This is a genomic window from Terasakiella sp. SH-1, assembly GCF_004564135.1.
In the GTDB taxonomy this organism is placed as follows: Bacteria; Pseudomonadota; Alphaproteobacteria; order Rhodospirillales; family Terasakiellaceae; genus Terasakiella.
This window is the reverse complement of the sequence record NZ_CP038255.1, coordinates 837,922-862,157: the sequence shown is the minus strand read 5'-3', so window position 1 is coordinate 862,157 and position 24,236 is coordinate 837,922. Positions and strand designations below refer to the sequence as shown.

Sequence of the window (24,236 nt, the reverse complement as noted above, 5' to 3'; positions counted from 1 at the left end):
GGAAACGCTGCATGTTATCATCAGCACATCGCATCACCAGCATTATCATGCTGTCGTTTTTTGCTGCCTGTATCACGACTGTGCCAACACAGGCCCAAGACAAGCCCGAGACTGTCATTAAAATTGCAACAACTGGTGATAATTTTTATTTCCATACTCTACTTACAGAGGTCATGGAGAAAAGCGGCTATAAATTTAAACTGCTTCGCCAGCCCTTTAAACGTTCCATCTGGGCCTTAAGCCAGAAAGAACTCCATATGATTGGCCCTTACAGCAGCGCCTTGCTTGTCGATTATGCCGTTGCCAGTAATCTGCCCCTTGAAAACATCCGCAAATTACCTTTTGTGATTGATAAATCGCCCATGTTTGCCCTGTCGACCAAGCAAATGGATATGCAAAAAGAGCTGAAAAACAACACAAATCTTAAAATTGGCTATCTCATTTATAATTCCTTCACCCGCCCCCTGCCCGGACAACGTTTGGTCAGGGCGAAAAACCTTGATCAGTTGGTAAAGCTCATCAAAATTGGCCGGATTGATCTTGCCTTTGTATCAAAAAGCAATCTTGACTATATTTTGAGTAAATACAAACACACCCCGTTTCAAACATCAAAAAATCCGATCTATTTTGAAGAAACCTATATGTATATCAACCGTGCCCACCAAAAACTACGCACAACCATGACCAAAACCTATCAGGCTTTCTCTAAAACAGCCTATTTCAAGCAATTAAACAGCGGGTCCAGCACAGAGCACAGCTGGAAATAAGACAAAGGGCTTATTTCAAGATCATATCACGCGCTTTCACAACCATATCAAACAGATAGCCCGTTTCATGGGACCCACTGCGATCCGGATGCAATGTTTTAAGCAGTATTTTTGCCCGCGCTTCTACATCCTGCGCAGATTTTGGGTCAAGCCCCAGCATATAATGTGGATCACTGGGCACCAGCACGATGTTGTCTTCTTTGACTTTCGCCAATTCCTGCTCCACCCCCTCACATTTTTCCTGTAAGTGCTGTGTTTCTTGCTGAGTCTGCCTCAATTCCTGCTTAAGCCGTTTGACTTCCAGCTCTTTCGCCTTGATCTCCTGCTTGGCAAAGTCTCCCAGCTTGTCATAAAGGGTCTGTTTTTCCGTCATGCGTTTATGTTGTGTGCGCAAACATGCCTGACAGAACAGGGCCTGACGGAGATGACTGAAATCCGCCCCCTTAATCTCGCGATGATATTTCCCATTCCAGAACAGTTTCAAGTCTGAAAAATATTCCTGAAACGATCCTGCCTGTTCCTGCAGCAGGTTTTGATGGGCCTGATAATTGAGCGACAGGATTTTTGCAAAAAATTTATGCACATCCGGCCCCGTCAGAAAACGGATATAGCCACTGCGCTCATATTCCGCCTGATATTCCTCGCTAAAAAACTGATTTTGCGCCAGAAATGTCTTCTTCGATTTCTCCGCCTTTGCCTTCAGCTCTTTGGGCAGGATCGCTTCAAATTCATCGCTTGTAATAAAATGTAGATACAGCGCAAAAGGCAGTTCAATGGAACGTGCCTTTTTCTTTTGATGATCCACCGAAAGCGGCAGACGGATCAGACTGGTCATCCACCCCTCCTATTACAAAATGAAACCCGAATGATGACAAAAGAAAACATAAATTCCTTTACATTTCCTCACAAATATTAATTCGCAGACCGAACATTTATTCTGGAATATTTTTCGCTTAATCGGTATAGTCATACCAAATTACTGGAAACATGAAATAAGAGAGCGTCCCCCGATGACTGTATATAACGCCCCGCTTAACGAAATGGAATTTCTGATCAAGGACCTGCTGGACCTTGACAGCATCACTGCCCTGCCCGGCTATGAAGAAGCGACAGAAGACATGGTGGACGCCATTTTGGACGAAGCGGGCAAACTGGGTCGCGACATCATCGCCCCGCTGGCACGGACCTCTGATGAAAATTCCGCACAATGGAAAGATACAGAAGTCACCACCTCGCCCGGTTTTAAAGAAGCCTACGCCCAATTTATCGAAGGCGGCTGGCAGGGTCTGGGCTGTGACCCTGAATATGGCGGCATGGGCCTGCCGTTTGTCCTGTCAAATGCGGTTAACGAGATTTGGAACTCAGCCTCCATCGCCTTTGGCCTGTGCCCCATGCTGACAGGCGGCGCGATTGAAGCTATTGAAGCCCACGCTTCTGACGAACAAAAAGAAAAATACCTGCCGAAGATGATCTCCGGCGAATGGACAGGCACTATGAACCTGACCGAACCATCTGCCGGGTCTGATCTGGCGGCTGTCTCTACCAAGGCTGTGCCACAAGACGATGGCTCTTACAAAATTTCCGGTCAAAAAATCTTCATCACCTTTGGTGAACATGACATGGCGGAAAATATCATTCACCTGGTTTTGGCCCGCACACCGGATGCGCCTGCGGGCTCACGTGGTATTTCCCTGTTTATCGTACCGAAATATATGGTCAATGAAGATGGCTCCTTGGGTGAACGCAATCCGGCTTATTGTATCTCTATTGAACATAAGATGGGTATCCACGGTTCCCCAACGGCCACCATGTCTTTTGAAGAAGCCACAGGCTATCTGGTGAAAGAAGAAAACAAGGGCTTGGCCTGCATGTTCACCATGATGAACAATGCGCGCCTGAACGTAGGTAACGAAGGTTACGCGGCGGCTGAACGTGCCTATCAATGTGCCCGTGAATATGCCCGTGAGCGTGTGCAAAGCCCGCTGATTGGATCCAAAGACAAGACATCTGTCACCATTGATAAACACCCGGACGTGCGCCGTATGCTCTTGACCATGAAGGCCAAGACAGAAGCCGCCCGTGCTATTTCGTACTTCGCGGCCCGCCAGCAAGATTTTCAGGTCAAAGGCGCAGATGAGGCATCACGTGCACAAGCCGATGCGCTTGTTCAACTGCTGACCCCGGTTGTCAAAGCCTATTCCACCGACATTGGTCGCGAAGTCGCCGATGATGGCATTCAGGTTCATGGCGGCATGGGCTTTATTGAAGAATCCGGTGCGGCCCAATGGTTGCGCGATGTGCGCATCACCGCCATTTACGAAGGCACCAACGGCATTCAGGCCAACGACCTGATCGGGCGTAAAGTCGCCATGAACGGTGGGACATATCTTGATATCCTGCTGCCCATGATCAAAGAAGACGTGGCTGCTGCCAAAGCCAAAGGCGGCGTGTTTGCTGAAATGGCTGATGCGTTGGACGTTGCCATTGCCAATACGGAAAAAGCCACAAGCTGGCTGATCGACAGCTTTAAGGAAGACCCGAAACAAGCGGCCACAGGTTCTGTTCACTACCTGCGTTTGATGGGTAACCTGTGCGGTGGCTGGCTCTTGACCAAATCTGCCCTCATCGCCCAAGGTAAACTGGATGACGGTGCTGGCGATCCAAACTTCATGAAAGCCAAGATCAATACAGCCCGCTTCTTCGCAGAACAAATCCTGCCTACCTCCAGTGCGCTCAAAGCCATCTTTACTAAAGGCTACGGTGCGGTTCTGGAATGCGAAGACGAATGGCTCTAAGCCCACCTCTTCACCATTGAATAAAAAAGAGCCCCTGCATTCTGTGCGGAGGCTCTTTTTTATCCCTATGGTCGTCCTCGCGCAGGCGGGGACCTTTTCAAAGACGGCCGCCCCCCCCCAATCAAGCTGGGGATGACGTGTTTTTTCTTTCCAACACCGTCATTCAAGACTCCGCCTTTGATGCGGTACGGATAAAATGCAACAATGGGATCAACCAGGCAAATTCACTGCGTGCGCCTTGTTCCATCAAGGTTTGGACCAAGACTTCATCGTCACACAGTTTCATCAACATGTCCTTGGTCGGGTCATCAAGCTGGGTGACATCATTGCCTTTTTCACGGATTTCACGGATGATCAATTGGCAGGATACATTCATCAGGTTATCCATACTGCGCACATGGTCCGCAGGCAGGCTTTTATCCTTCAGCCACTCCTCCTGTTCCTCCCCCTCATCAAGAACGTCTTCCACTGATTTAAGCGACAGTTCAACATCTTCCGCCGCTTCTTTTTCCAGCATCTCGGGTTCTTCAATACTTTGATGACCAAGGGTGAGGGAAAGGGCGACATCTTCCTTGCCTATATCATCATTGCGTGCAGCCAGAAACTTCTGCCAGCGCGGCATTTGGCGGATGAAATCATGATGGCTGGCAAGCAAGGCCGATATTTCCCCAGTCACATCATCAGAAAGCATATCCGTATTACGGTTTAACAGTTCCAAAAGCCGTTGCCCCATTTGCCCCAGCTGCACCACAGACATATCGTCGAAATCCTGTGACAAGGCCCGATCATATCTTTTTAAGATGGGTTGAAGCCGTGGCAGGTTTCGTGCAGGTTGCATCTCCAACAGATCATCAAACGAAAAACGTATTCCTTCCCATGCTTCACGCCAGATCTCAGCCTGTTCTTCATCCTCCGCCTTTTGGGGCTGCAGGGGCTGGCGACCAATTTTGCCATTGGGCTTTCTTTCAAATTCCAAAGAGGCCGCTTGTTGCCCCGATGGTTCAGAAATCCCGCGATATCTTTCTTCAATCCTGGCAATCAGCCCATTGACATGTGCCGGACCTTTTTCCCAGTCTTCATCGGGGATCAAGACACGTTCTTTTTCAAGCGGGTAATAGACCGGGCGGCCATTGGGTTTGGGGCCGCTGATAAGACGATCCTCATACCATTGGGTCCAGACCTGCCAGTTTTCGTCCAGACCCAACAGGGCCTGTTTCAGCTCTTGCCAATGTTCTTTCACATCATCCGGCATCTTTCCCCATAAGGGGCGTTCCATCAACTGTTCAACCGTTGCGCCCGTTTCAATGGCCGCAATATCCAGATGAATCTCTTCCCAGATGTTGACGTAGGCGGCGGCGGCGTAGGCGGCGTAGGCGGCGGCGGCGGCGTCGGCGGCGTAAACGGCGGCGGCGTCGGCGTCGGCGTCGGCGGCGTAAACGGCGGCGTAGGCGGCGGCGGCGGCGTAGGCGGCGTAAACGGCGGCGTAGGCGGCGGCGGCGGCGTCGGCGGCGTAGGCGGCTCTAAACTCTGTCCCTTGGGTCGGTCTTGTGCCCGCGACCCAAGGGACAGCTATAGCACGAAAAACCGGCAAAACAATGGTCGCGCTATATTCTTTCGGATCTTGTACAATCACAGGCCCCAGTTTCGGCAAGACCCGCAAGCCAATCCGCGCAGCCATCGCGACAGACACCCATCGGTCCTGTTCCTTCAACCACGCTTCAAATTCCTTACGGTTTTGCACCTGTGTCATCTGCTACCCTACGCCTATCTCATTTGCACGAAAAGATAGCAGGTCATTTTCTTCTTGTCGATAAAACCGTCGTCCTCGCGCACGCGGGGACCTTTTTCAAGACGGACAAAGACCCCCAGTCAAGCTGGGGATGACGCCCCCGTCACGTCGTTACTGGTTTCTTCTTGTCGATAAAACCGTCGTCCTCGCGCACGCGGGGACCTTTTTCAAGACGGACAAAGATCCCCAGTCAAGCTGGGGATGACATGTGCTTTCATTACCCCTTGTTCCCCACGGTTTTTCACCTTATGGTGCAAGGTGACGTTTAGCAACGTTTTAGTAGCGGTTTACTGCCCCCGACTGGGCGGTCTTTGTGTGTCTGTAAAACGGCATGCAAGGCTTTTCCTATGGTCGGGAGTGGGCTGAATATAACACCCTCGGGAAATAGGTCCGCATGTCTACTAACATGTTGCTAAACTCCCGGTCACCAGAAAATTCTGGTGGCCAGAGATGGAGTTTTAAAAAGGAAAAGCGACATGCATCTGGACCAAAACAACGATTACGACATCTTCATTAACCGTATCATCGACGCCCTGCGCGACCATACGGACCCCACCAAATCCACCGCAGATGAACGCAAAAGCGGGGCCAGCCTGTGGCGTACAACCACACCGCAAGATTATCTGGCAACACTCAGCCAAACCTATGGGGATAATCTGGATGCAGCCTTGCGCAAGCAAATCCATCATGCCTTGGATGATCAGGAAGTCGATGTGGCGTTTTTTCTGATTTTAACCCTGTCGCGCCTGCCGCTTTATCGCTTGAACGACACAGAGCGCAGGCCGTGGGGGTGAGAGATAAAAGGCGCTGGGTTTATTTATGGACCACCACGTCCACGCCACCTTCACCAAACATTTCTTTGGAGACTTCCATATCCTCTTCCCAGCGTGACAGGAAGTCTTCACTCATGGATGCCCCATCCACCACCACGCGCTTGATGCCCGCCTGAATGATTTTGCGTGCACATCCCGTACATGGATAATGGGTGACATACAGGGTGGAGCCCATGGCTTGTTGACCTGTGCGTGCCAGATTGGCGATGGCGTTTTCTTCGGCGTGGCTGGTCCATTTATATTTGGCAGGGCGTTCGTGGCGGGCCTCAACATTATCATCGACGCCACGGGCAAAACCGTTATAGGCAAACGTCAGGGGCGTGCCGTCTTCCATCATGACCACGGCACCGACCTGCGTGCTTTGATCTTTGGACCATTTGGCAACGGTGCGCGCCACTTCGATCCCGCGCATATTCCATTTATTTCCAGACATGGCGTCAATCCCCTTGCATTTTTGCCTCAGCCCATCATATTGCTTTCCTTCCCGACGTAAAGGATTATACTTCACGCCCATGATGAAAAGTTTGGACAGATACCTTTTTGCACAGCTCTTTGCCGGCTTCGTGATGGTGGCCCTGGCCCTTGTCTGTGTGCTGTGGCTCACGCAATCGCTTCGCTTTGTCGAAATGATTGTAAACCGGGGCCTGGGCATCGGTATGTTCGTCTATTTTACCGCCCTGTTGCTGCCCAACTTTCTCACCATTATTCTGCCTGTGGCGCTTTTTTCCGTCGTGACCTTTGTGTATGCGCGCCTCAACATGGATCGCGAGCTGCCTGTGATGCGCGCCTGTGGCATGAGCAACTGGACCATTGCCAAGCCAGCCCTGATCCTGACCGCTGTGGTGATGATGGCATCCTATGCCCTGAACCTCTATCTTGTGCCCAAATCTTACGAGCTGTTTCGCGAGCTACAATGGGAACTACGTCATTCTGCCTCCCACCTGCTGTTGCGCGAAGGGGCCTTTAACGAACTGAGCAGCAAGGTCACGGTTTATGTGCGCGAACGCACCAAGGAAGGCCAGCTGTTGGGCATTTTGGTGCATGATGAAAGTGACCAAACCCGCCCAGTGACCTTAATGGCTGAACGTGGCGTTTTGGTTGAGGTTGAAGGCTCTGCCCGCGTGATTATGTTTGAAGGCAACCGCCAACTGGTGGACCGTCACAGTGGCAAGTTTTCCATGCTCTATTTCGATCGTTATACCCATGATGTGCCGCTCAAACGTCAGGCCGCAACCGAACGTGCGCCAGAAGCACGCGAACTTATGGTTCATCAGTTGCTGGAACCGGAAAAAAATCGCCTGATCGGTACCCATGATTACGGCAAATTCATTGTCGAAGGTCATCAGCGCATCATCAGCCCGTTTTTATGCCTGTCCAACGCGTTGGCTGCGGTCATGTTCCTAACTGCCGGACATTTCAGCCGTCGCGGGCAAGGCAAACGCATTATGATGGCTGTTGCTGGTGTGATTTTATTACAGGTGGCCTCGCTCGGCATGGCGAACGTATCGGCTAAGAACCTTGACTTGCTGCCCCTGCTCTATATCGCCACGGTTCTGCCCATTCCGGTCTGTAGCTTCTTCATGAGCTGGAATAAAAAGCGCAGCGCCAAAAGTGTCGCGCGCGAGCTGGAATTTGCCGCCCAAGCTGACAGTATGAAGGAGGCTTAAGCCCATGATCCGCCTTGCCCCTACCCTGTCGCTTTATATTGGTCGTCATTTTCTGACCCATTTTGCCATCCTCATGCTGGTGTTTTTGGGCCTCATCTTCCTGATTGATTCCATTGAACTGCTGCGCCGATCTTCGAACAAAGAAGGCGTCACGGCCTTTATCGCCCTGCAAATGGCGCTGTTGAAGCTGCCCCATATCGGCCAGGAGACCTTCCCCTTTGCCGTGTTGTTTGCAGGCATGTCCGCCTTTAGCCGCCTGACCAAATCTCATGAACTGGTGGTGGCGCGTGCTGCAGGTGTGTCGGCCTGGCGTTTCATGACCCCGGCGATTTTAGTGGCCTTTATTCTGGGCATGTTTCAGGTCATGGTGGTCAATCCATTGGGATCAGCCAGCCTGAGTGCCTTTGAACAAATGGAAAGCAAGTTTTTTGATGGCAAATCCAATATGCTTAGTCTTTCCGCCAATGGGTTGTGGCTACGACAAAGCAATCTGGATGGTCAGTCTGTTCTGCATTCCCGCTTTGTCTTGCAACAAGAAGACAGCGTGGATTTGAACGATGTCAGCATCTTTGTCTATCGGGATCGGGATAATTTCTCCCATCGTATTGAAGCTGACCGGGCCTCGCTGGAAGATGGGTTTTGGCATCTTTATGAGGTGCAGGTTCATATTGCTGAACAACCCACCCAGTTTAACGAAGAACTGTGGTTTGAAACCGACCTGACATTGAATAAAATTCAGGAAAGTTTTGCTTCGCCTGAAACCATGTCGTTCTGGTCCCTGCCCAGCTTTATTGAAACCATGGAACGTGCAGGCTTTAGCGGTAAACGCCACAAGCTGCATTGGCACAGCTTGCTGTCAGCTCCTTTCCTGCTGGCTGCCATGATCTTGATTGCAGCGACCTTCACCCTGCGCCATACCCGAAAAGGCGGCACCACCTTTGTTGTGGCGGGGGGAATGCTGACAGGATTTGTACTATATTTCTTCTCAGATATCTCTATGGCGCTTGCTTTATCGGGCAGTATTCCCGTCTTGCTTGCAGCGTGGGCACCGGCATGTATCTGCCTGTTGCTCGGATCAGCCATGATATTGCATCTGGAAGACGGTTAGGGGCTATACTTCTTCGAAAAACTGTATAAATTATACGGTTACTGTCGAAACGCTAATAATCTACTGAAAAATGATAAAACGTCAGAGCTTCAAATTCATTGCTTCCCTGTTGATTGCAGGGGCCTGCTTGCTGCCCATCCAGTCTCATGCCCAGGGGGTGATGCGCATTGCCGCCGTCGTCAATGACGATGTGATTTCCGCCCTTGATCTGGCCCAGCGTATTAGTCTGACGATTGCCACCTCGCGCATGAAAGACACACGGCAGGTGCGTCAGCGCCTTGCCCCAACAATTTTGCGCACCATGATTGATGAACGGCTCAAGGCACAGGAAGGCAAACGCCAAGGCATGGCCGCCACGGATGCAGAGATTAAATCAGGCATTGCCAATTTCGCGGCCTCCCAAAAAATCAAGCCGGATGGGATTGATGCCTATTTCAATAAAATCGGTGTCGATAAGGAAATTATCGAAGAACAGGCTATTGCAGAAATCACCTGGACCAAGGTTTTGACCCGTCGCAGTGGTGATCGCATCAAGGTGACTGACAAAGAAATTGACGATATCTTTGCCCAGATTGAAGCCAACAAAGGCAAGCCGGAATATCTCTATTCTGAAATTTTCCTGCCTGTTGAAACACCTGCCGATGATGCCTCTGCCCGTCAAATGAGTGAGCGACTGATCGCCCATATTAAAAACGGCTCTCCTTTTGCAGCCTTGGCACGTGACTTTTCCCAAAGCCCGTCTGCCCTTCAGGGCGGTAATCTTGGCTGGGTACAGTCCGGCAATATGTCTGCTGAAATTGAAGCTCGCCTAAACGCTATTGACGAAGGGGGCTATTCCAATCCCTTGCGTACCGCATCTGGTTATTACATTCTTCACTTGCGCAAAAAACGCATTGCGGGCGCAGAAGAGAATGACGAAATTCTGGATGTTGCACAAGCCGTTTTCCCTCTTAAAGCCACCATGGCTGATGATTTGCTGAATGACAAGCGAACAGCAGCACGCAACCTTGCCCATGAAACGCAAAGCTGTAACGACCTTGTGACACGGGGTCAAAAGATTGAAGGTGTCGATGCCCGCCGCTTTAGCAATGTCAAACTGTCCACCATGTCCGCTGATGTGCGCAAAACCCTGACACCATTGAGTGCAAACCAGATCACGACACTTGAACAAACAGGGCGTGCCATGCTGGTCTTGATGGTCTGTAAGCGCCAGCCTGTGGCAAAAGTGCCGGAAATCGCCAAGAAAAACCGGATTAAGCAAAGCTTGCGTATGGAAAAAATTGGCCGTGAAGGTCGCCGTTTGCTGCAAAAGCTACGCCGCAATGCCTTCGTGGATATTCGTTTATGATCTCCCCCCTTGCATTGACCATGGGGGAACCTGCCGGGATTGGCGGGGAAATTACACTGAAAGCCTGGCGGGATCATCGCCAAGAGCTTCCCGGCTTTTTTCTCATTGATTGCCCGGACCGGATCAGCCGACTTGCCAGTCAACTGGGCTGGACAGTCCCAGTCTGCCCAATAGAACAAGCCAACGATGCCCATGATGTTTTTCCCGATGCCCTGCCTATTTTAGAACATCCTGTCACCGCAGGCACGCCGGGGCAGCTCAGCAAACATACGGCCAAATCTGTTATTACCTCCATTGAACGCGCGGTTAGCTTAACCCGTTCAGGGGAGGCCGCAGGCGTTGTAACCAACCCCATCCATAAGCATAATCTTCATCAGGCCGGGTTTAACTTTCCCGGTCATACCGAATTTTTGGCAGATCTGGCAGGCATTAACACACCGCCAATTATGATGCTTGCCTGTGATGAGTTGCGCGTGGTCCCGCTGACCGTTCATGTTTCCTTGCGTGATGCGATTGAAGAACTCACCACGGACTTGATCGTTGAAAAATGTAAAATCACCGCTCGCTCTTTACAGGAACGCGCCGGGATCAAGACCCCGAAACTTGCCATTGCGGGGCTTAACCCCCATGCCGGTGAAGATGGCGATATGGGGTGGGAAGAAATCGACATGATTACCCCTGCGATTGAACAATTAAAAGCCGATGGTCTGGATGTGTTCGGCCCCCTACCCCCAGATACCATGTTCCACCAAGAAGCCCGTCAAACTTATGATGTCGCCATGTGTATGTATCATGATCAGGCGCTGATCCCGATTAAGACACTTGCCTTTGATCTCGGGGTAAATGTCACTCTTGGCCTGCCTTTCATTCGAACCTCCCCGGATCACGGCACTGCCCTTGGGATTGCGGGAACAGGACAGGCCAGTGAAAACAGCCTGTGTGCTGCATTAAAAATGGCGGGCGAAATGGCCCAAAGACAACTGGAAACACAGTCATGACAACCGATAACCTGCCCCCTTTGCGCGATGTCATTGCCAAACACGATCTGGCTGCCAAAAAATCACTGGGCCAGCATTTTCTGTTGGATTTGAACCTGACCGGACGGGTTGCACGTGCCGCTGGCGACCTGAGCCAATGTACAGTGATTGAAATTGGCCCCGGCCCCGGTGGCCTGACCCGCGCCCTTTTGGCCGAAGGGGCAAAAAAAGTCATTGCTATTGAACGTGATGAACGCCCCATTGCCGCCCTTCAGGAAATCGCAACGGCTTACCCCGGCCGACTGGAAATTATTGAAGGCGATGCCTTGGACATTGATCCTGCCAGCCTATGTGACGGGCCGCGTAAAATTGTTGCCAACCTGCCTTATAATATCTCCACCCAACTGGTGTTAAATTGGCTGGAAAACATCAAAGCCTATGAATGCCTGACCCTGATGTTCCAAAAGGAAGTAGCTGATCGACTAGCTGCCCAACCACGTACTAAAGACTATGGTCGTCTGTCTGTCCTTACCCAATGGCTGTGTGAGGTTCGCCCCAATTTTAACATTAAGCCAACCGCCTTCACCCCGCCCCCCAAGGTCATGTCCACGGTTGCAACCCTTGTCCCACGTGAGGCGCCGCTAGTGGATGTGGAACGTGACAAACTGGAACGCGTGACCCAGGCTGCTTTTGGGCAACGGCGCAAAATGCTGCGCGCCAGCCTCAAAACCCTGGGTGTAAACGGGGAAGAACTGGCAAAGTCTGCCGGGATTGAACCAACAAAACGCGCAGAAGAACTCAGTGTTCAGGATTTTTGTTCTCTGGTTCAAGAGCTGTAAACAACTAGCCTTCACAAAAGGCACGCAGTTTTTCCATATCCTTAATCTCAAGGATATTCTTTTCACAACTGACCCCAATCTCTTTTAAGCGAACCAAGGCACGCGACAGGCTTTCTGGTTTCATTCCCACACGCGCTGCAATCAAATGCTTATCATAGGGGAGTTCAACAGACAGATCTTCTATCCCTTCGACCAAGGAAATGAAGAAAACGCCCAAACGCTGTGCCGGAGACTGTGTTTTGAGCTGTATGACTTCATCGAGTAATTCACGATAACGGGTCGCCAGCTTTCTCAAAATGGACTTACTGATTTGAGGCTGGTCTTGCAGCACTTTTAAAAACGGTCCAGCATCAACCCGCACCAACCGAACTTCAGAGACAGTTTCACAATTTACAGGAAAACGGGCAGAGGCAAACATGGCTGCTTCGGCAAAACTGTTTGGTCCGTTATAGACCTCAACAATGCTTTCTTCCCCATCTTCATTCGCGGTAAAGAGTTTGACCCGTCCTTCTAAGAGAATATAGAAACGATCCGCCTGATCGCCTTGTGAAAAAAGCAAACTGCCCTTTGGCTCTTCGCTGACAAGCGCATTGGCAAGTAATACTTTCAAGTCTTCGTCTGACAGACCTTTAAAAAACAGGACCTTGGCAACATCCTGATAATCCTGAGGGCTTAACTTATGACTCATGGCCGTCCCCTTCTTCCCAACCACAAAAATCCTGCAAAGCCCCAATATCCTGAATATGGACTCTGGTACTTTTAGTCGTCACCCCAACGGGTTTTAATTTTGCCAAAGCACGAGACAAGCTTTCAGGCTTCATCGCCAAACGTGCCGCCAGCAGTTTTTTACCAAAAGGCACATCAAACCTCACCTCACCTTCTTCTTGATCCGTGAACCCGAGAAGATAAGTCCCCAGGCGGGTTGAAGTATTTTTCAAATTCAAATCATTTATTTCTTTCACCGCTGTGCGTAATTCTGCTGAAACACGGGCAAAAACGGCCATTTGAAAATCAAAATCATCATCTAAAAAGACTGTAAAAGCCGCTTTAGGCACAGTAAAAACCATCGTTTCAGCAATCGCCTGCGCACTAAATGCCTGCCTCCCCCCATCACAGACTTCAGCCAGCCCGATCACACGCCCCCGCGTAAGAATATCTAGTACAATTTCATGCCCGTCATTGTGTGACACAGACGTTTTCACCCGCCCGTCAACCAACCAAATTACACCATCAACCTGTTGGCCCTGTTGGCAAAGGGAGTCACCCTCTTTTAAAATTCGTAATTCCCCCACCCCAACGACCTGTTCAAAAGAAGCTTGAGGCAAACGCATTAAAATGGGCAGGCGAGCAAGTCGATCTGTTTTCATGGAAACTCGATTACAGTTTTTCGAAATAGGCAAAGTCACCTTACTGGTGTAGCGCTAAAAGGGGCGAATTTATAGCAAATTCTTCACAATATACTTCCCCTGAAGCGTAGAAAGGCATATGTAATAAACATTCTCAATATTGGATGGAATTTCCATGGTTCAAGAACATCCCTTTGCGCAATATATCCGCATTATTGGAAAAGGCCCGCGCCTCTCACGCCCGCTTAGCCGTGAAGAAGCCCGTGCCGCGACCACTATGATCTTGAAAAAAGAAGTCGACCCGGTTCAACTCGGGGCCTTCTTATGTATCTTGCGCGTACGTTCTGAAGACCCAAGCGAAGGTGCAGGTTTCATTGATGCCGTGCGTGCCAACCTGAACCTCCCAGATCAACTGCCAAAGGTGGATATTGACTGGCCGACTTACGCCGGAAAAGCCCGCCAATTGCCTTATTATGTGCTGGCTGTCCTCGCCATGGCCCAAAGCGGTATTAAAATATTCATGCACGGCGCAGCAGGTCATACAGAAGGGCGCCTTTATACAGAAGAGACGTTGGCCCATCTCGGCATTGCCCAAGCCCGCAGCCTGCAAGAAGCATCCGAGCAACTTGGGACCCATAATTTTACCTACCTGCCGCTTAAAGAAATCAGCCCCCCCTTGCAAGAAATCATTGACCTGAAAGCAACCCTTGGGGTGCGTACCCCCGTAAATACCTTTGCCCGCATGATCAATGCCTTTGATGCACCAAACATAATGCAATGCATTACCCATGCCGCATATCGTGAAATTCATCGCGACTGCGCAGACCTGCTGGGCCAAAAACGCATGTGCGTCTTTAAAGGTGAAGGCGGGGAAATTGAGCGACGTGCAGCCAAGCCTGTCACTGTGCAATATCTGGTTGAGGGTGAAAAAAGTGATGAAGAATGGCCTGCTTTTCTGAACAGCGAGCATGCAGCCCATGATGAAAAAATGGACCTGCCCCGCCTGAAAAAAATATGGGCTGGGGAAGACACTCACCCTTATGCCTTATCAGCCATCACAGGCACCATTGCCATTGCCTTGCGCCTGATGGGCAAGGCCGATAACCCAAAAGCGGCACAACAACAAGCCCAGGACCTTTGGGCCAACAGAAATAAAGATAACCTGACGAATGCCTAACCAAGCAACAGATAACGGCCATGTGGTTCTGGTCGGGGCCGGTCCCGGCGATCCTGACCTTTTAACCCTGCGTGCCCTCCATTTCATTCAAAGGGGCGATGTGATTGTTCATGACCGACTGGTCAGTGATGAAATCCTTGGCCTTGTCCCCGAAGGGGTGGAAAAAGTCTTTGTCGGCAAGGCCCCCGGTCGTCATATCCTGAAACAGGAAGAGATTAATGAGTTGTTGGTGGAACTGGCGACCAAGCACAAGCTCGTCGTGCGCCTAAAAGGGGGGGACCCCTTTGTGTTTGGCCGGGGCAGTGAAGAAGCCGAACATCTGATTAAACATGGCATTTCCTATGACGTGGTGCCCGGCATTACAGCAGCTGCCGGATGCGGGGCTGCGGCACGCATTCCCCTGACCCATCGTGGCATGGCACGTAGCGTGCGTTTCATCACAGGCCATCATAAAGAAGGCCATGGGCTGGATATCGACTGGGCTACACTGGCTGACCCGGAAATGACCGTTGTCATTTATATGGGATTAAAAAACCTCAATAACATTGTTGCCAATATGATTCAGGCAGGACGCGCCCCTGATACACCTGCCGCCATCGTTGAAAATGGCGCAACGGAAAAACAGCGCATTGCCTATACCAGCCTGCAAGACCTGCCGCAAACCCGGCTCGAAGGTGATTTCAAACCGCCTTCCCTGTTGATTGTCGGGCAAGTCATTGAAATTGCCAAAATACTCAACCATGACTGATCGCCTCAAACAGACAACTTTGATTATCGCAGGCCACGGGTCCAGCAAGAACCCAAATCAGGCTCGCCCGGCACGTAAACATGCCCAATATATCGCTGATAAAAACATCTTTGCTGATGTCAAAACCGCCTTCTGGAAAGAAGACACCCGCTTGCATGAGGTCTTGGGCAGCGTTCAAACCCCTGAGGTGGTGATTGTCCCAAACCTTGCCTGTTCCGGTCACATCAACAAGGTGGTGATCCCCCGCGAAATGGGGCTTGATGGTGAATTGACGATAAAAGAAGGACAGCACATTCACCTGTGCAAACCCGTTGGGGAACATGACGGGCTACCAGCCCTGATTGCCAACCGCATCAAAGAAGTGATGGAAGAACGGGACTTAAAGGCCAAAGATACCACGGTTTTTCTGGTCGCCCATGGCAATCCCAATCCGGATCGCCCCGCCTCCCATGATACCACAGTCATGATGGCCACACGGATTTATCAACACCATCCAATCCATGCCATCCTGCCTGCCTTTATCGAAGAAAAGCCTTTTCTGCATGGCTGGCGAAAACGCACGACCTCCCCTAATGTCATTGTCCTGCCTTTCATGATTGCCGCAGGGGTTCATGGCGCACGCGACATCCCCCGTTTTTTAGGTGTCGAGCCAACAGAACAACAAGCCTTTGATATGCGCGAACATGCCACCCCGGCAGGCCCATTTGAAGTCGATGATCACAAACTGTGGATCATGCGTGCCATGGGCTCACACCCCACCATTGCCGATTTCATTGTCGAAATCGCAAAGGAAAAATTGACCTAAATTTCCCTAAGATCACTGAGGCTCACGCCCCAAACCGGCACACAGGGCCAAATAAACTTTACCCACATCAGACCCATAGAAGGTATTCGCCAAAATACCGTGCTGGTCCTTATCCTTGGCTTGGCCAATCAACTGTTCAAATTCGCTGAAATAACGGTTGGTGTAGGTCCGGAAAGCCTCGTGATTTTGATAAGCATCTTTCACCGCATTCAACTTGTTGCGATCTTTCAGTGCTGCCAGTTTACGCACGAAAATACCACGATCCCCACGGGTAAAGCGACGCCATTCATCTTCGGTAATCCCGATTTCAAGCTCACGGGTGATATCCACACCCAAGGACTGCAAGGATTCCACAACAAAGGCATGGCGGCGCATAAATTCTTCGGTACCAACCTTGCTGTCCACATCACGCAGATCCATGGTCAGCTGTTTGGCATGCTTGTTCGCCTCATTCATCGACCTTGTTTGTGATTCCATCATCTTGGCAGCATCATGGGCTTCATGAGCCGCATCGGACCATGTTTTACGCAGCAAGTCGGAACGTTTCTGCAAGTTCTCGTCCCATGCGCCCAGCTTGTCCATCGCCGTATCGGAAACTTGCTGAACCTCGCCCACACGATCTTCCAGACCATCGGCTGCGCCTTGGATTTCCTTCATGGTCTGAGCCATGGTTCCGGTAAGTTCGTCCATCTGCTGGCGAACAGCTGCCCCGGCAATATCGAAACCTTTCTTGATTTCCTGTGCTCCGCTTTGCGCCATTTGCGTTTTACGCTCAAGGGATTTGGCAACCTGATCAATTTGATCGGCTGAACGTTCCCCGGCCGACTGAATAGCCCGGACCTGTTCATCCAGCTTGTCTGTTGCCTGCGTAATATCCATATGGATTTTCTGGGCTGCATGGGCCACGCCTTCAGAACGATCACGTACCGTTTCACCTGCTTTATCCAGACGCTGTGCTGCCTTGTCAGTTCGGCCTTCAAGCTGGGTAACGAAATCCTGCATGGCAGTAATCGCATCTTTCAGCTGGGAGACCGTCTGGTGTGTCACCTGTTCAACCTGATCACTGCTGCGTTCCATATTATGAGTGACAGCCTGCAACTGGGTATTGGCCTGATCACTGGCCTGCGAAGTCTCACGGCTGGCAACTTGCAGTTTTTGCGCCATTTGCGTCATCAAGGTTGCTGCACGGGTCATGGATTTGGAAATATTTTCAGTACGATAATCCAGTTCATCCCCCAGCTGATTGACTTGGGACATGGCGTTATCAGTCACATCATTGACACGAGCATTTTGACGGTCCAGTTCTTGAGAAACCATCACCACCTGATTACGGGCATCGGTCACAGCCTGGGTCATGTCATCGCCGCGTTTGGAGAGCATCTCACCCATTTCAAACAAGGTGCCTTGCGCACCTGATGCCATTTCATCCAGTGACGTCATGCGGTCTTTCAAGTCTGCACCCATCTGGTTCAAACGTTCCGCCGTCTGACTTGTCAGCCCCAGCACCTCATGGGTGGCTTTTTGCGTTTCTTCACTGACATTATTGATTTGATGGGTCACATGGTCAGCCGATTGTGACATACGCAAAGCTTGTTCTTCCAAGCTCTTGGTAACGTTATCAACACTTTCAACAACCGCTTCGGCCTGAATGCCAACACGCTGAACCCGCTTGGTCAGGCTGACACCAGCATCTTCCACCCGGTTTTCCATTTCCGTAACCGTATCAGCCAAAGTTGACCCGGCCTGATCAGCCACATCCTGCACGCGCAACGCATGGTTTTCAAGCCCCTCACCGATATCAAAAATGCGCTTACCCGCTTCTTCGGTCGCATTCATCATGGCATCGCGTTGACGTTGGAAACCAGAACCAACCAGCCCCATAAGCTTGGCCGCACGGTCAGATGCCCCGGCCATTTCATGACCACTTTGACGAATAGAAGCCTGTGCCTGCTCCAGCTGGCTTGCCGTCTGATCCGCTGTCGTTTGCAAAACAGCTGTTTGCTGATCCAGACGTTCAGAATACCCTTCCATCTGACGTGCTGCGGCATCGGCTGTATTTTTCAAAGAACGGGTACTGGATTGCAGGGTCTTATCCATATCATGCAGACGGTCTGCGGTTCGTGCACTCACCTGATCCAGTTCATCTGTACGCCCTTGCAAGGTTTCACTCACACTGGACATCCGTTCAGCCGCTTCACTAGAGGCCGTATCAAGGTTGGAAGCATGGTGCGCCAGACGACGACCAGCTTCGGCCAAGGCATCACGCGAAGCCATGGATGTTTTTTGCAGCCGTTCATGCTGTTCTGAAATCTCTGCCCCCAGCGATTTCATATTCACATCCACATTGTTGGCACTGTCGCGAATTTCATCAAGGCGATTGACCAGGTGATCACTCTGGATCTGTGCTTTTTCACCCAAGAGCGTGACTTCCTGTGCACTGCGGCGCAGGCTCTCAGTTGCCAGGTCAATACTATCAACCCCTTTGTCCGACAAAACGGACAAGGTCTGCGACCCATCGTGAAGTGCCGATGTGACAGACTGGATGCGGCTGGCTGCATTGGTCGCTTTATCAATCAAATCAAGGGAACGTTTCTGCAAATGTGTCCCGGCATTTTGCAGGCGTTGTTCGGACATGATGGACAGTTCTTCCAACTCATCCATACGCGAACGCAAAACTTCACCTGTCCCTTGCAGCTGCTGTCGGGCTTCATCACCGATCATTTCAATATCACGTCCGGCTTCCTGAATTTGTTCATCTACCCGACGAATACTTTCAATCGCCAAATTGGAAGAGTTGGTCGCTTTTTGCGTACTGTCATGAATGGCATCGGTTAATTTACCTGTGCGATCCAATGCCCGTTCGGTTGCCGCATCCAGTTCACGAGCCTGTTGGCGAAAACCATCAGCTGTTGATCGCATCCCCATCAGGGAATTATCGGTAGAATTCATTAATTGCTGGGCACTGTCCGTCAAGACATCGCGCATGTCACGGACCCGCTCACTAACCTGATCAGCCGTTTTATTCAAATGACTTGTTTGAGACGACAGATTGTCCTGAATTTGCCCTGTTTGAGAACGAACCAGCTCAGCAGTGGAATTCAGTTCCTTAAGCTGACGATCAAACGCTTCGCCCATGGCCTCGCCCTGCTCACGGGCATCATCGGTATTTTTGCGCAAACTCAGTGTATGGTCTTCCAGCAATTTGGCACTGGTTCCAATACGATCAGCCGCACTTTCAGCAGCCTCTGTCACACCCCCCATGGTGGTAGACAAAAGTTCGCTCAGTTCTTCGCTGCGCCCCTTGGCATTTTCATAGATGGTTTCCAGCGATTTGCCTTCACGCTGGAAGATCGACGCCGTTTCCTTGGTTTTATTGACAATCCCATCAGAGACCCGGTCCAAATCCTGGGCACGACGTTTCAGGGTTTCCGCAATATCTTCGGTCCGACTGGAAGCACGTTCAGACACATTGACCAAATCATGGGCTTGGTGGTGCAACACGTTGCCGACTTCACGCGCCCGGTCAATGGCACGATCAGATACATTCAGCAAATCTTCGGCCTGACGGCGCAGGCTGTCTTCGGCTTCCTTGGCACGAATATCGGCTTCGGTTGAAACTTCGGTCAATTCCACACTGCGTGAACGCAACAAGTCATTGATGGCACGTGAACGCACCAGCGCATCTTCTGAGGCACGCGTTAATTCCTGTGTCTGATCACGAATAGAATCGGTAATGGCACGCACGCGTTCTTCTGCTGTTTCAGAGGGATAAACCATGCGGCGCAGATACCAGCGCAACGCCTGACTTTCATTTTCCATAGCACGGCTGCGTTCCAGATAAGCCGCAACCAACCACAACATAGCCAATGGCGTCACCAGCCCCGCAGCCAAGCCGCCAATTTCATGGGGCATCAATTCCGTCAGGGTCGACCAGCCGAAATAGGTTTCGATATAATCATAGGCCCCATAGACCCAGCCGACACTCAACAAGGCAGCAGACAGGCTCAACAGGCGAAAACGAACATAGAAGGGCGCACTCCAGTCTTCGGACGCGAGTTCTTCCACATCGACCATGCGGTCGCCATCTTCCAGCAAATAATCTTTCTGCAAGGGCGAAAGCGTTGGCATTTCTGCCGCTTTTTCATCCTGCACCTCAGACGTTTGTTCTGTCTGATTATCTGCATCGAAGGCCACTTCTATAGAAGAGCCTTCCCGTTTTGAACCATCATTACCCATTTTGCCACTCGTGCCCGTAAAGCGGGTTATCGAAAAAAGCCTCACAGCCGTTCATATTTTCTTTGCGCCACCACAAAGCGTCCATTACGATACATCGACCGATTTTAGACAACCTAAAAGGCGCACCCACCCTTCTCTTGCGTGAAAGAAAGTCAATGAAAATGCGAACATTAATAAAATATACATGTTTTTTACCAAAAATACACAGCTTTGCATTCATTTTTTCAATTTTATTTCTTGGTGCGACTCCGCAGATTCCTAAGGCTTTTGCTGATGGGAATGAAGATGGCATTCGGGTCTTTCAAACCCCGCTGGAAGCACAAGCCATAGAAGGCGAATTTCTGGTTCAATTTAAAACAGACACATCGCTTAAAAGCCTGCAAAGCGGCACGAAACCAAGCTGGGTGCGCAAATTAGGCAAAGACGCCAAAATTGACACGTCTCTTTCCGCCTTTAACATTGCCCATATTAAAACGACCAACCCGGCAGCAAGCGGGCAATGGGAAAACCTTGCCAATACCTTATCTTCCGACCCCAACATTGCCGCTGTTGAACCGAACTATATCCTGCACGCCACAGGCACCAAGCCCAATGATGAATTCATTGATGAACTGTGGCATCTCAATAAGGTTTCTGCATTTCAGGCTTGGGACCGCCTGCCCTCCAAACGATCTGATGACGAGGAAATTATTGTTGCCGTTGTGGATTCCGGCATTCAGCTGGATCACGAGGACTTGCACGGTTTAATGTGGAAAAACAAACGTGAAATCCCTGATAACCTGGAAGATGATGATAACAACGGCTTTGTGGATGACACATATGGCTGGAATTTCCATGATGACAACCCCATCCCTTATGCGCACCTAAACCCGACCCCGGTACTTGCCGTGGATTCAGCAACCGGGCGTTTTAAATGCACAGGCCATCCTACCAAGCGTGAATATGAGCTGCACGGTACACATGTTGCCGGCATTATTGCAGCGGCGCGTAACAATCAAATCGGCATTGCCGGTATTTATGATCGCATCAAGATCCTGCCGATTAAGGCTCTGGGGGGACCTTGTGGTTCTGGTGACACGATTTCGGTTTTACGCTCTGTTCTTTATGCCTATCAGATGGGGGCGCGGATCATTAACATGAGCCTTGGCGGGTACGGCAAAACCAAAATGGCAAAGAATGTTTATGACTATCTGAGTAAACGAGGGGTTCTGGTCATCGCTGCGGCCGGGAACGAAGCCAATAATAATGACGAGCGTTTAAAAAGCTATCCCGCCAGTTATGAAGCTCCCGGTATTTTAAGTGTTGCAGCAACAAACCGCCGTGACCAGCTCGCAGAATTTTCAAATTTCGGGCCGCGCAATGTGGATATTGCCGCCCCCGGCGTCAAAATTCTCAGCACAGTGCCGCGTGATGTAAAACGCGACTGGCCTAAAAGCAGCTATTATTCCACATCTGGCACCTCAATGGCAGCCCCAGTTGTGAGCGGCGCAGCAGCCTTGCTTCTGGCACAGAACCCACGCCTGACCAATCTGCAACTCAAAAGCATGTTGATGTCCGGCACTGACCCCCTGCCCAGTCTGAAAGGTAAAGTTCTGTCCGGTGGCAGGCTGAACATTGCCAAGGCTCTGAGCCAGCGGGTTGTGGTGACAAAAGAACAGTCTTCAGAACGTTCTCCAGCTCCGGCCTATAACCAGCGACCGACCAGCCCCACCCAAAACACACAACAACCCACAAGCAATTCAGTGGGTGGCATTCGCATTTTTGATAGCCGTACGGGACGTAGTGAAAGCATGAGATGGTAGGTTTTTCCTTGCATCACAGTCCATGAGATCGCAATATCCGCCTTAAAGAACTTTGATAAGAAAATAAAATCAGGCACTCATGGGCTGTCGAAGACGACATAGAAATTTTAAAAACGCTTTACGCTTTAGTGTATCGCTGGGTATTTGCTTGTCTCTAAGCTCAATTTCCTGGGCACAAACGGTCAACGATCCGTTTGCCCCAACCACCATAGCCCCCAGCCTGCCCACAGCCGCACCGACAGCCCCTGTACCTGTTGCCCCAAAATTACCGCCACGCGCCCCACAATCCGTACAGACAAAACCGGTTGAGGTAAAACCTGTTGCCACCCCGATTACCATACCTGAAACGGTTCAAGAGCCCCCTGAAAAAACGACTAGACCTGCACCGACCCCCAAAACGAATATCAAACCGACTTCGCAACCTGTTGCAAAGGCCCCTGCGCAAACGGTTGAAACATCTCGCCCCTATCACGCCCCGGCAAACCCGAATGAACCCAACCCGTTTGCCCCCACATCAGTGGCCCCGAACCTGCCTAACGCCCTTCCTCAAACGCCCTACCCCGCACCGCTTTATGTCAAAGAACCAGACCAAAAGCCTGAAACGGTTGTAAAAGCGCCAAAAGCTGATACAGAAAAAGTAACTGACAAAAGCCACGATAAAACAGAACTGACGACACAAGAACCCAAGGCAAAAAAAACCTCTTTTTTTGAGCAGCTGAGTGACCTGTTCACACCAAAAAAGATACCCGAAGCAACCACGAAGCCTCCTGTCGCCCCTGCTCCCGAAATTGTCATTCCCAAAGAGCCTGCGACAAAACAGACAGAAACATCTTTCTTTGATCAGCTCAGCGATATGTTCTCCCCTTCCGAGGCAAAAGACCAAACGCAAGAGGCACCCCAACCTATTGCAGAAAAACCGGACACGGACGCCCTGTTTGACGAGATTTTGAGTCAAGACAAAAAAGAAGTCGCAGTAGAAACAAAGCCCAAACCAGAAGAAAAACTTGAGACACAGCCGCTTGAGACAACGACCTCTCAAGCACAACCATCAGAAAAGCTACAAAAAGGGCTTTTTGATCGGCTTAGTGATTTCTTTACTCCCAAAGACACGCCACCTGCAGCAGCGGTCGAACCAAGCAAACAAACAACAGATATTGCTCCAAGCACGCCAACCCCTGCTCCTGTTGCTACAGTTGAGAAAACGCCTGAAATAGACGAGCCCACAGAAGAGACCTCAGAAGGTCTTCTTGAGCGTTTTAAGAATATGTTCGATCAAGCCTTTGGTGCAAACGAAGAGGTAGATACAGAACGCCACATTCTTGTTGAACCGATAAAAATAAAACAAAAGACACCGCCAGAAAAAGTAAAGCCCAAACAAGAGCCGCCAAAAGAACCCACCATCACAGCCAAACCAGTAGACCCGCGCCTGATCAAGGCTCAACTGGGGCTAGGACGCGACATCTTGTTAGGTCAGGGCGATGATGACCTGAGCAAAAACGCCCGATGTTTCACTAAAAACCGGGGCACCGTCGCCTTTTGCGTCACCCCGACTCGCTGGCCGTCTGACATTGCAGGACATTTCAATGTTTCCAGTCACCTTTATAAAGGGCGTCAGGGCATTGTACAATTTGATGGCAGCCTCGCCACACGTCTTTTCACCATGTTCAAGACAGAAGGGTTTGACGATATCATCGCCCATTATGAAGAAAAGCTGGGTCCTGCCACCACCCATTTTGTCCGGCGCACACGGACCTTAAAACAAGGGATCATTCAGAACCCCACTTATGTCTGGCGCAAGGAAAACACGGACGAAGGTCTGGTCGAAGTCTTTGAAATTCGCAAGATATCAGATATGCGTGGCACTTTACCCGATATCCAACGCGGAGCCATACGTGCCTATTTTGAAGGCGCCCGTGAAATTTTCAGCCTGACCTCTGATCTGGATTATATGAAATTACGTTAAGAAAAAGGCCCGTATCAGCGTATGATACAGGCCCTT

General features: G+C 50.6%; 19 protein-coding genes. 13 read left to right on the top strand and 6 right to left on the bottom strand.

Features of this window, described 5'->3' with window-relative positions:
• The first annotated feature begins 11 nt into the window (after positions 1 to 11).
• Complete coding sequence (locus E4K71_RS03900) at positions 12 to 767, top strand: transporter substrate-binding domain-containing protein (RefSeq protein ID WP_135076864.1); 756 nt, start codon at positions 12 to 14, stop codon at positions 765 to 767.
• Positions 768 to 777: 10 nt separating this feature from the next.
• On the opposite strand, the gene E4K71_RS03895 is transcribed toward E4K71_RS03900, so the two are convergent.
• Positions 778 to 1,602 carry a hypothetical protein gene (locus E4K71_RS03895; protein WP_135076860.1) on the bottom strand — a complete coding sequence of 275 codons (825 nt, stop codon included), beginning with the start codon at positions 1,600 to 1,602 and terminating at the stop codon, positions 778 to 780.
• Between the two features lie 175 nt (positions 1,603 to 1,777).
• On the opposite strand from E4K71_RS03895, the gene E4K71_RS03890 reads away from it, so the two are divergent.
• Positions 1,778 to 3,562: an acyl-CoA dehydrogenase gene (locus tag E4K71_RS03890; RefSeq protein WP_135076857.1), complete on the top strand. Its 1,785-nt coding sequence runs from the start codon at positions 1,778 to 1,780 to the stop codon at positions 3,560 to 3,562.
• Positions 3,563 to 3,725: 163 nt separating this feature from the next.
• Here E4K71_RS03890 and E4K71_RS18140 read toward each other — a convergent pair whose 3' ends face one another.
• Positions 3,726 to 5,312 carry a hypothetical protein gene (locus tag E4K71_RS18140; RefSeq protein WP_167730257.1) on the bottom strand — a complete coding sequence of 529 codons (1,587 nt, stop codon included), beginning with the start codon at positions 5,310 to 5,312 and terminating at the stop codon, positions 3,726 to 3,728.
• A gap of 515 nt (positions 5,313 to 5,827) precedes the next feature.
• Here E4K71_RS18140 and E4K71_RS03880 point away from each other — a divergent pair.
• The gene (locus E4K71_RS03880; RefSeq protein WP_135075034.1) at positions 5,828 to 6,145 is read left to right on the top strand and encodes a hypothetical protein; all 318 of its coding nucleotides are present in this window, start codon (positions 5,828 to 5,830) and stop codon (positions 6,143 to 6,145) included.
• Between the two features lie 19 nt (positions 6,146 to 6,164).
• Here E4K71_RS03880 and E4K71_RS03875 read toward each other — a convergent pair whose 3' ends face one another.
• The gene (locus tag E4K71_RS03875) at positions 6,165 to 6,617 is read right to left on the bottom strand and encodes a dCMP deaminase family protein (RefSeq protein ID WP_135076854.1); all 453 of its coding nucleotides are present in this window, start codon (positions 6,615 to 6,617) and stop codon (positions 6,165 to 6,167) included.
• A 79-nt stretch (positions 6,618 to 6,696) separates the two neighbouring features.
• Between E4K71_RS03875 and lptF the strand changes: the two genes are divergently transcribed.
• The 5 genes from lptF (at position 6,697) to rsmA (ending at position 12,123) form a co-directional block, all read left to right on the top strand.
• A complete protein-coding gene (lptF, locus tag E4K71_RS03870; RefSeq protein ID WP_167730255.1) occupies positions 6,697 to 7,851 on the top strand; it encodes an LPS export ABC transporter permease LptF in 1,155 nt (384 codons plus the stop codon).
• A gap of 4 nt (positions 7,852 to 7,855) precedes the next feature.
• Complete coding sequence (lptG, locus tag E4K71_RS03865) at positions 7,856 to 8,959, top strand: LPS export ABC transporter permease LptG (protein WP_135076848.1); 1,104 nt, start codon at positions 7,856 to 7,858, stop codon at positions 8,957 to 8,959.
• A gap of 70 nt (positions 8,960 to 9,029) precedes the next feature.
• Positions 9,030 to 10,307, top strand: coding sequence for a peptidylprolyl isomerase (locus E4K71_RS03860; RefSeq protein WP_135076845.1), 1,278 nt, complete (start codon positions 9,030 to 9,032; stop codon positions 10,305 to 10,307).
• Entirely contained in the window at positions 10,304 to 11,305 is a 1,002-nt protein-coding gene (pdxA, locus tag E4K71_RS03855) for a 4-hydroxythreonine-4-phosphate dehydrogenase PdxA (RefSeq protein WP_135076842.1), read from the top strand. Before E4K71_RS03860 ends, pdxA begins: the two co-directional genes overlap by 4 nt.
• Positions 11,302 to 12,123 (top strand): 16S rRNA (adenine(1518)-N(6)/adenine(1519)-N(6))-dimethyltransferase RsmA, encoded by an 822-nt coding sequence (rsmA, locus tag E4K71_RS03850; RefSeq protein WP_135076840.1) that lies wholly within the window; start codon positions 11,302 to 11,304, stop codon positions 12,121 to 12,123. The genes pdxA and rsmA overlap by 4 nt, the downstream gene beginning before the upstream one ends.
• Before the next feature lie 4 nt (positions 12,124 to 12,127).
• Here the strand turns inward: rsmA and E4K71_RS03845 are convergent, their stop codons facing one another.
• Together E4K71_RS03845 and E4K71_RS03840 are read right to left on the bottom strand one after the other, a co-directional pair.
• On the bottom strand, positions 12,128 to 12,811 hold the full coding sequence (locus tag E4K71_RS03845) for a Crp/Fnr family transcriptional regulator (protein WP_135076838.1): 684 nt from the start codon (positions 12,809 to 12,811) through the stop codon (positions 12,128 to 12,130).
• Positions 12,801 to 13,490 (bottom strand): cyclic nucleotide-binding domain-containing protein, encoded by a 690-nt coding sequence (locus E4K71_RS03840; protein WP_135076835.1) that lies wholly within the window; start codon positions 13,488 to 13,490, stop codon positions 12,801 to 12,803. The genes E4K71_RS03845 and E4K71_RS03840 overlap by 11 nt, the downstream gene beginning before the upstream one ends.
• 154 nt (positions 13,491 to 13,644) lie before the next feature.
• Between E4K71_RS03840 and E4K71_RS03835 the strand changes: the two genes are divergently transcribed.
• The 3 genes from E4K71_RS03835 to E4K71_RS03825 are packed head-to-tail and all read left to right on the top strand — an operon-like array spanning position 13,645 to position 16,199.
• On the top strand, positions 13,645 to 14,646 hold the full coding sequence (locus tag E4K71_RS03835) for a glycosyl transferase family protein (protein ID WP_135076832.1): 1,002 nt from the start codon (positions 13,645 to 13,647) through the stop codon (positions 14,644 to 14,646).
• Positions 14,639 to 15,394: a uroporphyrinogen-III C-methyltransferase gene (gene cobA, locus E4K71_RS03830; RefSeq protein ID WP_135076829.1), complete on the top strand. Its 756-nt coding sequence runs from the start codon at positions 14,639 to 14,641 to the stop codon at positions 15,392 to 15,394. Before E4K71_RS03835 ends, cobA begins: the two co-directional genes overlap by 8 nt.
• Positions 15,387 to 16,199: a CbiX/SirB N-terminal domain-containing protein gene (locus tag E4K71_RS03825; RefSeq protein WP_135076826.1), complete on the top strand. Its 813-nt coding sequence runs from the start codon at positions 15,387 to 15,389 to the stop codon at positions 16,197 to 16,199. The genes cobA and E4K71_RS03825 overlap by 8 nt, the downstream gene beginning before the upstream one ends.
• Before the next feature lie 12 nt (positions 16,200 to 16,211).
• Here the strand turns inward: E4K71_RS03825 and E4K71_RS03820 are convergent, their stop codons facing one another.
• Positions 16,212 to 20,435 (bottom strand): hypothetical protein, encoded by a 4,224-nt coding sequence (locus tag E4K71_RS03820; RefSeq protein ID WP_135076823.1) that lies wholly within the window; start codon positions 20,433 to 20,435, stop codon positions 16,212 to 16,214.
• Positions 20,436 to 20,596: 161 nt separating this feature from the next.
• Here E4K71_RS03820 and E4K71_RS03815 point away from each other — a divergent pair, with 161 nt between their 5' ends.
• Positions 20,597 to 22,237 (top strand): S8 family peptidase, encoded by a 1,641-nt coding sequence (locus tag E4K71_RS03815; protein ID WP_167730253.1) that lies wholly within the window; start codon positions 20,597 to 20,599, stop codon positions 22,235 to 22,237.
• Between the two features lie 148 nt (positions 22,238 to 22,385).
• Positions 22,386 to 24,200, top strand: a complete 1,815-nt coding sequence (locus E4K71_RS03810; RefSeq protein WP_135076818.1) for a hypothetical protein — start codon at positions 22,386 to 22,388, stop codon at positions 24,198 to 24,200.
• Positions 24,201 to 24,236: the final 36 nt, after the last annotated feature.

Coding starts and splice junctions, on each gene's coding strand:
- E4K71_RS03840 (WP_135076835.1), bottom strand. CDS start 13,490: ATGAAAACAGATCGACTTGCTCGCCTGCCCATTTTAATGCGTTTGCCT.
- lptF (WP_167730255.1), top strand. CDS start 6,697: ATGATGAAAAGTTTGGACAGATACCTTTTTGCACAGCTCTTTGCCGGC.
- E4K71_RS03890 (WP_135076857.1), top strand. CDS start 1,778: ATGACTGTATATAACGCCCCGCTTAACGAAATGGAATTTCTGATCAAG.
- E4K71_RS03815 (WP_167730253.1), top strand. CDS start 20,597: ATGCGAACATTAATAAAATATACATGTTTTTTACCAAAAATACACAGC.
- cobA (WP_135076829.1), top strand. CDS start 14,639: ATGCCTAACCAAGCAACAGATAACGGCCATGTGGTTCTGGTCGGGGCC.
- E4K71_RS03900 (WP_135076864.1), top strand. CDS start 12: ATGTTATCATCAGCACATCGCATCACCAGCATTATCATGCTGTCGTTT.
- E4K71_RS03835 (WP_135076832.1), top strand. CDS start 13,645: ATGGTTCAAGAACATCCCTTTGCGCAATATATCCGCATTATTGGAAAA.
- E4K71_RS03820 (WP_135076823.1), bottom strand. CDS start 20,435: ATGGGTAATGATGGTTCAAAACGGGAAGGCTCTTCTATAGAAGTGGCC.
- E4K71_RS03860 (WP_135076845.1), top strand. CDS start 9,030: ATGATAAAACGTCAGAGCTTCAAATTCATTGCTTCCCTGTTGATTGCA.
- E4K71_RS03875 (WP_135076854.1), bottom strand. CDS start 6,617: ATGTCTGGAAATAAATGGAATATGCGCGGGATCGAAGTGGCGCGCACC.
- E4K71_RS03880 (WP_135075034.1), top strand. CDS start 5,828: ATGCATCTGGACCAAAACAACGATTACGACATCTTCATTAACCGTATC.
- lptG (WP_135076848.1), top strand. CDS start 7,856: ATGATCCGCCTTGCCCCTACCCTGTCGCTTTATATTGGTCGTCATTTT.
- E4K71_RS03825 (WP_135076826.1), top strand. CDS start 15,387: ATGACTGATCGCCTCAAACAGACAACTTTGATTATCGCAGGCCACGGG.
- pdxA (WP_135076842.1), top strand. CDS start 10,304: ATGATCTCCCCCCTTGCATTGACCATGGGGGAACCTGCCGGGATTGGC.
- E4K71_RS03895 (WP_135076860.1), bottom strand. CDS start 1,602: ATGACCAGTCTGATCCGTCTGCCGCTTTCGGTGGATCATCAAAAGAAA.
- E4K71_RS03845 (WP_135076838.1), bottom strand. CDS start 12,811: ATGAGTCATAAGTTAAGCCCTCAGGATTATCAGGATGTTGCCAAGGTC.
- rsmA (WP_135076840.1), top strand. CDS start 11,302: ATGACAACCGATAACCTGCCCCCTTTGCGCGATGTCATTGCCAAACAC.
- E4K71_RS18140 (WP_167730257.1), bottom strand. CDS start 5,312: ATGACACAGGTGCAAAACCGTAAGGAATTTGAAGCGTGGTTGAAGGAA.